The organism is Micromonospora sp. LOL_014 (genome assembly GCF_048060245.1).
GTDB lineage: Bacteria > Actinomycetota > Actinomycetes > Mycobacteriales > Micromonosporaceae > Micromonospora_E.
The window spans coordinates 66,713-75,312 of the sequence record NZ_JBHMIP010000030.1 but is presented as its reverse complement, the minus strand read 5'-3'; the positions used below and the strand labels follow the sequence as shown (position 1 = coordinate 75,312).

At 69.6% G+C, this 8,600-nt stretch carries 8 protein-coding genes; 3 read left to right on the top strand and 5 right to left on the bottom strand.

Translation table 11 applies throughout. The features are described 5' to 3' along the window. A partial coding sequence (locus ACFHW1_RS23770) for a helix-turn-helix domain-containing protein (RefSeq protein WP_416568907.1) occupies nt 1–367 on the bottom strand: 367 nt, incomplete at its 3' end. 154 nt (nt 368–521) lie between these two features. On the opposite strand from ACFHW1_RS23770, the gene ACFHW1_RS23765 reads away from it, so the two are divergent. Next, the gene (locus ACFHW1_RS23765; protein ID WP_416616116.1) at nt 522–1,124 is read left to right on the top strand and encodes a general stress protein; all 603 of its coding nucleotides are present in this window, start codon (nt 522–524) and stop codon (nt 1,122–1,124) included. A 309-nt stretch (nt 1,125–1,433) separates the two neighbouring features. On the opposite strand, the gene ACFHW1_RS23760 is transcribed toward ACFHW1_RS23765, so the two are convergent. Beyond that, the gene (locus ACFHW1_RS23760; RefSeq protein ID WP_416616114.1) at nt 1,434–1,751 is read right to left on the bottom strand and encodes a hypothetical protein; all 318 of its coding nucleotides are present in this window, start codon (nt 1,749–1,751) and stop codon (nt 1,434–1,436) included. 817 nt (nt 1,752–2,568) lie between these two features. Here ACFHW1_RS23760 and ACFHW1_RS23755 point away from each other — a divergent pair. Continuing rightward, nucleotides 2,569–3,288: a SigB/SigF/SigG family RNA polymerase sigma factor gene (locus ACFHW1_RS23755; protein WP_416556744.1), complete on the top strand. Its 720-nt coding sequence runs from the start codon at nt 2,569–2,571 to the stop codon at nt 3,286–3,288. Between the two features lie 123 nt (nt 3,289–3,411). On the opposite strand, the gene ACFHW1_RS23750 is transcribed toward ACFHW1_RS23755, so the two are convergent. After that, on the bottom strand, nt 3,412–4,155 hold the full coding sequence (locus ACFHW1_RS23750) for a PP2C family protein-serine/threonine phosphatase (protein WP_416556690.1): 744 nt from the start codon (nt 4,153–4,155) through the stop codon (nt 3,412–3,414). Nucleotides 4,156–4,470: 315 nt separating this feature from the next. Here ACFHW1_RS23750 and ACFHW1_RS23745 point away from each other — a divergent pair, with 315 nt between their 5' ends. Continuing rightward, a complete protein-coding gene (locus ACFHW1_RS23745) occupies nt 4,471–7,527 on the top strand; it encodes a glycoside hydrolase family 9 protein (RefSeq protein ID WP_416616112.1) in 3,057 nt (1,018 codons plus the stop codon). On the opposite strand, the gene ACFHW1_RS23740 is transcribed toward ACFHW1_RS23745, so the two are convergent. Beyond that, a complete protein-coding gene (locus ACFHW1_RS23740) occupies nt 7,505–7,939 on the bottom strand; it encodes a helix-turn-helix domain-containing protein (RefSeq protein ID WP_416556692.1) in 435 nt (144 codons plus the stop codon). The genes ACFHW1_RS23745 and ACFHW1_RS23740 overlap by 23 nt on opposite strands. Nucleotides 7,940–7,966: 27 nt before the next feature. Further along, on the bottom strand, nt 7,967–8,581 hold the full coding sequence (locus ACFHW1_RS23735) for an ATP-dependent Clp protease proteolytic subunit (protein WP_416556693.1): 615 nt from the start codon (nt 8,579–8,581) through the stop codon (nt 7,967–7,969). Nucleotides 8,582–8,600: the final 19 nt, after the last annotated feature.

The following is an 8,600-nucleotide window of genomic DNA, read 5'->3' as shown; positions in this document are numbered from 1 at the left end:
ACCAGCGGCCCGCCGCGTCCTGCGACACGGTCACCGTCGACGGCGCCGCGCCCTGCGGCAAATACCGGGCCCGTCTCGCCCAGAAGTTGGTGAACGCGGTCCGCAGGTGCCGCAGCGCCTGCTGCAGAGGGACGCAGGAGACGTCGTTGAGGAACGCCAGGTCGTCGGTCTTCTTCCACCCGGTCAGCATCGCCGACGTGGCGTTGTAGGTGATCCGTTCCCGGCGTTGCGTCCACGCCTCGGTGCGGGCGGCCAGCGCCATGTTGTAGACCAGCCGGACACAACCGAACGTCCGGGCGAGCTCGGCCGTCTGCTCCGGGGTGGGGTGGAAGCGGTACCTGAACGCCCGCTTCACGGTCCTGGACACAGTCGACAATCTAGCGATTCGGTCCTCAGCCGTGGGGTTGGTGTGCGGTGGACGCCGATCCACCTCGGCGGCGGATCGACTTTCCCTGTCCCGCTCCGCGGGGGTTCCGTTTCCTCCCCGGTCTGAAGGCCGGAGTATCCACGGAAGGACTCTGATGACCAGATCCACGACGCGTACGGATAATCCGTCGCCGGGCATGTTCGGCGACACCGCCAACTTCCCAGCCAGCAACCTGCCGGCCGGACCAGCCGGACCAGCCACCGCGCCCGGCGCCGCGCCGCAGGACGGCAGTCCCGCGCGGACCAGCGTAACCGTCGCCCGCTATCCGGACTACGCCTCCGCGCAGCGCGCCGTCGACCGGCTGTCGGACAACCGGTTCCCGGTGGAACGCACCGCCATCGTCGGCACCAATCTCCGGCTGGTGGAGGAGGTCACCGGCCGACTCACCACCGGCCGGGCGGCGTTGGCCGGCGCGGGAACCGGTGCCTGGTTCGGGCTGTTCATCGGCCTGCTGATCGGCATTTTCGCGGTGGTGAACTGGCTGGGCATCATCGTCACCGCCGTGGTGATCGGTGCGGTCTGGGGTGCCGTGTTCGGTGCGGTAGCGCACGCCATGACCGGTGGCCGGCGGGACTTCTCCTCCCGCAGCCTGCTACAGGCCAGCCAGTACGGTGTGACGGTCGACGCCGAATACGCCGACCGGGCCCACCAGGTGCTACGGGAGTCGAGCCAGCCGGCCGGACACCAATCCCGTTGACGAGGACGGCCCCAGCAGGGAGATCACGAGCGGCGGGGCGGGACAGCATCCTGGGTGCTGTCCCGCCCCGCCGCGCTGCGGCGCCCATTACCTGCCCCGCGCCTCCGGCACCCATCACTTTGTTCTTCCCGGGACGGTGTTTGGGTGGGGCGGACCGGGTACCCGGTTGCTGCGGCGACACCCGTAGGTGGCACGGCTCCGGGATTCACGGACGAGACCTGCTGCCTACCGTCATTGTCAAGATGCCAGGGCAGCAGGCTGAGGAGGCACGATGAGCACCGAAATCGTCACCCCGGATCCCCAGCGACCCTACTCCGACCAGACCATCCAGAGTGAACAAGGACTGCTCCTCGCGGTCCTGGTGATGGTGGTGCTGGGGGTGCTCGGGGTGTTCCTGGTCTCCTGACCCGCCGTGCCCGCCGGCAGCACGTCGGCGAGGCTCAACGCGGCGAGCAGCTCCGCCCGGATGTTCGTCACGAACGGCCCGTACCGGGCGATGAGTTCCCGAATCGGCCGACCGCCGATGCCGTACACGTCGAGCTGCGGTGCGCGGCTGTCCTGCCGGGCGTCGGCTGCGATCCGCAGCGTGTCGCCCGGCCCGTGGACAGCCAGTTGGCCGGTGCGCACGGGCCGCAGCTGCGGCCGACGGACCCCCGGCCGCCCAGGACGTACGCAAGAGCGTCGAAGTCGGCCCGCCCGGGCAGGTCCACCTGCGCCCCGGCTGTACCGTCAAGTGGCTGATGGTGATCGGGGTGTGGGCGGAGCCGGGGCCGTCGAGCCCGGCGACCGAGCCGGAGATCACCCGGATCAGTGCTCCGCCGTCCGCAGTGGCGCGCAGGGCGACCTGGTCGCCTCGGATGCCCTGGTAGCGGGGCGATGCGAACTTCTTCGGCCTGGGCAGGTCGACCCACAGCTGGAGGCCGTGCGCGTACTCCACCTCACCCATCTGGTCCAGATGCAGGAACGGGTTGAGCTCGGCCATCGGCACACCAGCGAATGCCCGACGCACGGCGGTCGCCCCGGGCGACCTACCGGTCGACGATCATGAGGCGCTGGTGACGCTTCATTGCCCGCGGACGGGGTAACCGACGGCAGGAAACGGTGCTCACGCGCGAAAAGATGTCCGATTTGATCTATCATGGGCGATAAATACATCGTACTTTCGGCTAGCTTTTGATTGACCGACCAGGTTAATGTTGGAGGCCGAAAGACCCTAGCGGACACATCAAGACGCACCACTTTCCATATCCGCGGACGAGGTGCAGGGAGGACCACCATGACCGCGACACTGACCGGACACCGCACGGTGACCGAGCCGACGACAGTAGCCGAACCGAATACAGTGGACCGGCCCAGGACAGTGGACCGGGCGGTGACCACGCCGGCCACACTGGACAAGCGGACGACCGCGCCAGAGGACAGCGCAACCGAGCTGCTGGCCGCGATGGCGGCGCTGCCGACCGGGCACCCATCCCGGGAGGCACTGCGCGACCGGGCCATCGAGGCGTGGCTCCCGCTGGCCCAGCACCTCGCCCAGCGTTACAGCGGCCGGGGTGAGCCGACCGACGACCTCGCGCAGACCGCGGCCGTCGGCCTGATCAAGGCCATCGACAAGTTCGACCCCACGCGCGGCGTCGACTTCGCCGGCTACGCGATCCCGACGATCATCGGTGAGCTGAAGCGGCACTTCCGGGACCGGACCTGGGACATCCGGGTACCCCGCCGGCTGCAGGAGCTACGGCTGAGCATCTCGGAGGCGAACAGCACCCTGCTGCAGACGCTGGGCCGGTCGCCGACGGTCGCCGACATCGCCGCACACCTGCGGATCACCGAGGAGGAGGTGCTCGAAGGCCTGGAGGGTGCCCGCGCGTACAACGCGGTGTCGCTGTCCACGCCGACCGGCGACGGCGAGCGCGCCACCGAGTTGGCCGACATGCTCGGCGCCGAGGACCGCGAGTACGAGCTGGCGGAGCTGCGGGTCGCGCTCGGCCCAGCGCTGGCCACCCTCGACGAACGCGAGCAGCGCATCCTCACCCTGCGCTTCTACGGCAACCTGACCCAGTCACAGATCGCCGATCAGATCGGCGTGTCCCAGATGCACGTGTCGCGGTTGCTCGCCAGGGCATTGACCAAGCTCCGCGGACAGTTGCAGTCGACGTACTGATCGGGCCGATCGGTGGATCGGGCCGTTGCCCGGCCGCCGGTCGCGACCCACGCTGCAGGCTTTCCCACCGGCTGTGGCCGGCCCCGACCTCCCGGGCCGGCCGCCGCCGGCGGCTCGGCCCCGTTACCCGGCGATGTCGCCGGTGACCTCGGTGATGTCGCCGATGACCACGGTGATGTTGTCCGGACCACCGGCCCGAATCGCCAGGTCGACCAGCCGTTGCGCGCCCGCCTGCGGGTCCGCGTAGGTGGCCAGGACCTCGGCGATGCTCTCCGCCTGTACCACGTTCGACAGCCCGTCGCTGCACAGCAGCCAACGGTCGCCGGTCTGCGGCTCGAAGACCTGGTAGGCGGGGTTGACGTTCTCCCCCTGCAGCGCCTGGGTGACTACCGCCCGACGCGGATGGCTGGCGGCCTGCTCCGCAGTGATGACGCCCTCGTCAACCAGCATCTGCACGAACGTATCGTCCCGGGTGACCTGCTCCAGCGCGCCGCCCCGCAGCAGGTACGCCCGCGAGTCGCCGATGTGGGCCAGGGCGATCGCCGCGCCGGACCTGGCGAAGAGCAGGGCGGTCAGCGTCGTTCCCATCCCCTCCCGCGCCGGATCCTCGGCTATCGCCTGACGAATCCCGGCGCTGGCGGTCTCGACCGCCGCCTGCAGCCTCGGTACCAGTTCATCGTCCGCGACGGCCGCATCGAGCGGTGCGATCGCCTCGACCGCGATCTTGCTCGCCAGATCCCCGGCGGCCATCCCACCCATGCCGTCGGCGACGGCGACGAGCCAGTCGCCAGCGTGCACGGAGTCCTGGTTCCCGCTCCGGATCAGGCCGCGGTCGGTCACCGCCGCGGAACGCAGCTTCAGGGTCATGGCTGGCAGCCTGCCAGGAACAGGGCAGAAATGTCTCTAGTAGATCAGCATGCAGATGCTAAAGATTATGGAGAATTGCGGCAAGATAACGGACATAAGCCGTGAAGCGCCACAAAGCAGACGTCGGGCGCCGGTCGCACGGCCCGCCGCGCATGACGTGATTGACACTCCGGTAACGCCCTGGCAACATCGTCTTAGATCAATGGGAGCGCTCCCAACCCTGCCCTCCGGCGCGGCCCGGGGAGGACCGACGTCAGGTCCGGTCCTCGGCCCCCCCCGACCCGGGCAGTCCGACCCACGCGCGGAAGGAACCCCGTGACCCGATCCAGACGACGCCGGACGGTCGCGCTACTCGCCGGCACCAGTGCCAGCGTCCTGGCGTTGACCACCCTGACCGTGACGACGGCATACGCCGAGGAACGCGAACATATCGTCAACGGCACCTTCGACGACGGAACAGCCCCCTGGTGGGGCACCGAGAACGTCGCCCTGGCCGCCACTGACGGCCAACTGTGCGCCAGCGTGCCCGGCGGCACCACCAACCCGTGGGACGCCAGCATCGGACACAACGGCATCGAACTCATCGACGGTGCCGCGTACCGCCTGGCCTTCACAGCCGCCAGCGACGTCCCCGCGACCGTACGGGCGAACGTCCAGCTCAACGCGGAGCCCTACACCACCGTACTCAGCCGCGAGCTGGACCTCGGGCCGGACGGCGAGACAGTCACCTACGAGTTCACCGCGAACCTCGACTCACCCGACGGCACCCTCACCTTCCAACTCGGCGGCGGTGCCGCCGACTACATCCTGTGCCTGGACGACGTGTCGCTGGTCAGCGACGACAGCGCCGGTCCTCCGCCCGGGGGGCCGGAGCAGATCACCAACGGCGACTTCAGCAACGGCACCGACGGCTGGATCAGCTACGGCACCAGCAGCACCGGGGTGGTCGACGGACAGCTCTGCGCCACCGTCCCGACCGGGCTGGCCAATCCGTGGGACGCCGGCATCCTGCAAGAGAGCCTGCCGCTGATCGCCGGCGAGGAGTACACCATCGGCTTCACCGCGTCCGCCGGACCGGCCGCCGCCGTACGGGCGGTTGTCCAGCTCGGCGCCGACCCGTACACCGGCTACTTCGGCCGCGACCTGGCACTGACCGCCGAACCGTCGCGGGTCGAGGCGACCTTCGTCGCCAGCGAGGACACCGAACGGGCCCAGCTCGCCTTCCAGGTCGGTGGCAACGCCGACGAGTACACCTTCTGCCTGGACGACGTCTCGCTGCGCGGCGGCGAGGAGGAGCCGCCGTACGTGCCGGACACCGGCCCGCGGGTGCGGGTCAACCAGGTCGGTTACCTGCCCGGCGGGCCCAAGAACGCCACCGTCGTCACCGACGCCACCGAGCCGCTCGACTGGCAGCTGCACGACGCCGACGGGGCCGTCGTCGCCAGCGGCACCAGCACCGTACGCGGGTTGGACAGTGCCTCCGGCGAGCAGACGCACACCATCGACTTCTCCGCGTACCGGGGCACCGGCACCGGGTTCACCCTGGTCACCGACGGCGAGACCAGCTACCCGTTCGCCATCTCCGGCGACATCTACCAGCAACTGCGCTCCGACGCGCTGCAGTTCTTCTACATCCAGCGCAGCGGCATCGCGATCGACGGCGACCTGGTCGGCGAGGAGTACGCCCGCCCGGCCGGCCACGTCGGCGTCGCCCCCAACCAGGGCGACATCGACGTGCCGTGCCAGCCCGGTGTCTGCGACTACCGGCTCGACGTGCGCGGCGGCTGGTACGACGCCGGCGACCACGGCAAGTACGTGGTCAACGGTGGCATCGCCACCTACCAGCTGCTCAGCGCGTTCGAGCGGACCAAGACCGCGCCCAGCGCCGACGGCGGGGCCGGACTCGGCGACGGCACCTTGCGGGTGCCCGAGCGGGACAACGGCGTGCCGGACATCCTCGACGAGGCCCGCTGGGAGCTGGAGTTCCTGATGCGGATGCAGGTGCCGACCGGTAAACCGCTCGCTGGAATGGCCCACCACAAGATCCACGACCGGAACTGGACAGGCCTGCCGCTGCAGCCGGAGGACGACCCGGAGCTGCGGGAGCTGCATCCACCATCGACCGCGGCCACGCTGAACCTGGCGGCTGTCACCGCTCAGTGCGCCCGACTGTACGCCCCGTACGACACCGCGTTCGCTGACCAGTGTCAGACGGCGGCGACGACGGCGTACGCGGCGGCCGAGGCCAACCCGGACCGGCTCGCCGATCCGGCCGACGGCAACGGCGGCGGCGCATACAGCGACGGTGACGTCAGCGACGAGTTCTACTGGGCGGCGGCCGAGATGTACCTGACCACCGGCGAGCAGAGCTACCTCGACGACGTCACCGCCTCGCCGCACCACACCCGGGACGTCTTCGACGCGACCGGCTTCGGCTGGGGCTCCACCGCCGCGCTCGGCCGGCTCGACCTGGCCACCGTGCCGAACGGGCTCGCCCCGCAGGAACGGGACCGGATCCGCGCCTCGGTGGTGGCCGCGGCTGACTCCTACCTCGCCACCTTGGACGGTCAGGCGTACGGGTTGCCGATGCCGGGCAACCTGGGCGCCTACTTCTGGGGTGCCAACAGCAACATCATCAACAACGCGGTGGTGCTCGCCACGGCGTACGACATGACCGGGGACAGCGGGTACCGCGACGGTGCCGTGCAAGCGATGGACTACATTTTCGGCCGCAACGCGCTGAACCACTCCTACGTCACCGGCTGGGGTTCGGTGTACCCGCGCAACCAGCACAGCCGCATCTTCGGCAACCAACTCGACCCGGACCTGCCGACTCCACCGGCCGGATCGATCGCCGGCGGCGCCAACGCCAGCCTGGACGACCCGTTCGCCCGGGACCTGCTGGAAGGCTGCGCCCCGATGTTCTGCTACGTCGACGACATCGAGTCGTACGCGACCAACGAAGTGGCGATCAACTGGAACTCGGCGTTGAGCTGGATCGCCTCCTTCCTGGCCGACCAGGGTGACGCGGTGCCCGCACCGGCGCCGTTGAGCTGCCGGGCCGAGTACGTCAACTACGGTGAGTGGGCCGGCGGCGGAGGCTTCACCGCCCAGGTCGACATCACCAACACCGGGGACGCCACGGTCGACGGCTGGACGGTCCGCTTCGCGTTCACCGGTGACCAGCGGCTCCGGGAGGCGTGGATGGCCGAGGTCAGCCAGACCGGGGCGACGGTGACGGCCCACAACGAGACCTACAACGGCCGGCTGGAGCCCGGCGAGACGGCAATGTTCGGGCTGAACGTCACCACCGCCGGCGGGGCCAACCCGGCACCAGAGTTGATCACCGTCAACGGAGTGGCCTGCTCCTGAACCTGTGCTGGTGGCTGGCCCGCTGCTGCGCCGCGAGCGGCGGGCCGGCCACCAGTCGGCTGGCCCGCCGCTCGCCGGGACGGCCGACGGACGGACCCGCCCGGCCCCGTCGCCTTCGGGTCGCCGACGCAGGGCCGCCCGAGGGCCGGACGAACCGTCGCCAGCGGACGGTAGCCATCGGACGGCTGCGGGTCAGCTCCTGCGTCGCCTGCGCCAACAGCTCCTCCAGCGCGACACCGAGCGCCCGGCAGATCGATGCCAACATCTCCGAGGACGGTTCCTTGCGTCCGCGTTCCAGCTCCGACAGGTACGCCGTGGACAGCCCGGCTGCTCGGGCGACGTCCTGCAGAGTACGGCCCTGGTCCTGCCGGAGCCGACGCAACACCCGCCCGATGACCTGTCGCAGCAGCATCGAAAGTCTCCGTCCAGGCTCGCCCGGTCAGCTGGGGACGCCACCGGTGGACAGCTGTGCCGTGGTGGCGATGACCTGGTCGATGATGCCGTACTCGCGGGCCTGCTCGGCGGTGAACCACCGGTCGCGGTCGGAGTCCCGCTCGATCTCCTCGCGAGTGCGTCCGGTATGGGACGCAATCCGCTCGATCGTCGTCCGCTTGATGTACAGCATGTTCTCGGCCTGGATGGCGATATCGGCGGCGGTGCCGCCCATCCCGCCGGACAGCTGGTGCATCATGATCCGGGTGTGCGGTAGGGCGTACCGCTTGCCGGGCGCACCGGCGCAGAGCAGGAACTGGCCCATCGACCCGGCGAGACCGAGGCCGACGGTCGCCACGTCGTTTCCGATGTAGTGCATCGTGTCGTAGACGGCCATGCCGGCGCTGATCACGCCGCCCGGTGAATTGATGTAGAGGAAGATGTCGCGCTCGCTGTCCTCGGCCGCCAGCAGCAGCATCTGCGCACAGATCGTGTTGGCCGAGGTGTCGTCGACCTGGGTGCCGAGAAAGATCACCCGCTCCTTGAGCAGCTGTTGGAAGACCTGGTCGCCGAACCCGGTGGTCGCGCCGTCCGCAGCCATCGCGGGCCTGGTGTGTCGCATCAGTGACGCCCTCTCGATC

Bases quoted from the DNA above. Each gene is read 5' to 3' on its own strand.
- ACFHW1_RS23765 (WP_416616116.1), top strand. From the start codon at position 522: ATGACCAGATCCACGACGCGTACGGATAATCCGTCGCCGGGCATGTTC.
- ACFHW1_RS23755 (WP_416556744.1), top strand. From the start codon at position 2,569: ATGGCGGCGCTGCCGACCGGGCACCCATCCCGGGAGGCACTGCGCGAC.
- ACFHW1_RS23750 (WP_416556690.1), bottom strand. From the start codon at position 4,155: ATGACCCTGAAGCTGCGTTCCGCGGCGGTGACCGACCGCGGCCTGATC.
- ACFHW1_RS23740 (WP_416556692.1), bottom strand. From the start codon at position 7,939: ATGCTGCTGCGACAGGTCATCGGGCGGGTGTTGCGTCGGCTCCGGCAG.
- ACFHW1_RS23735 (WP_416556693.1), bottom strand. From the start codon at position 8,581: ATGCGACACACCAGGCCCGCGATGGCTGCGGACGGCGCGACCACCGGG.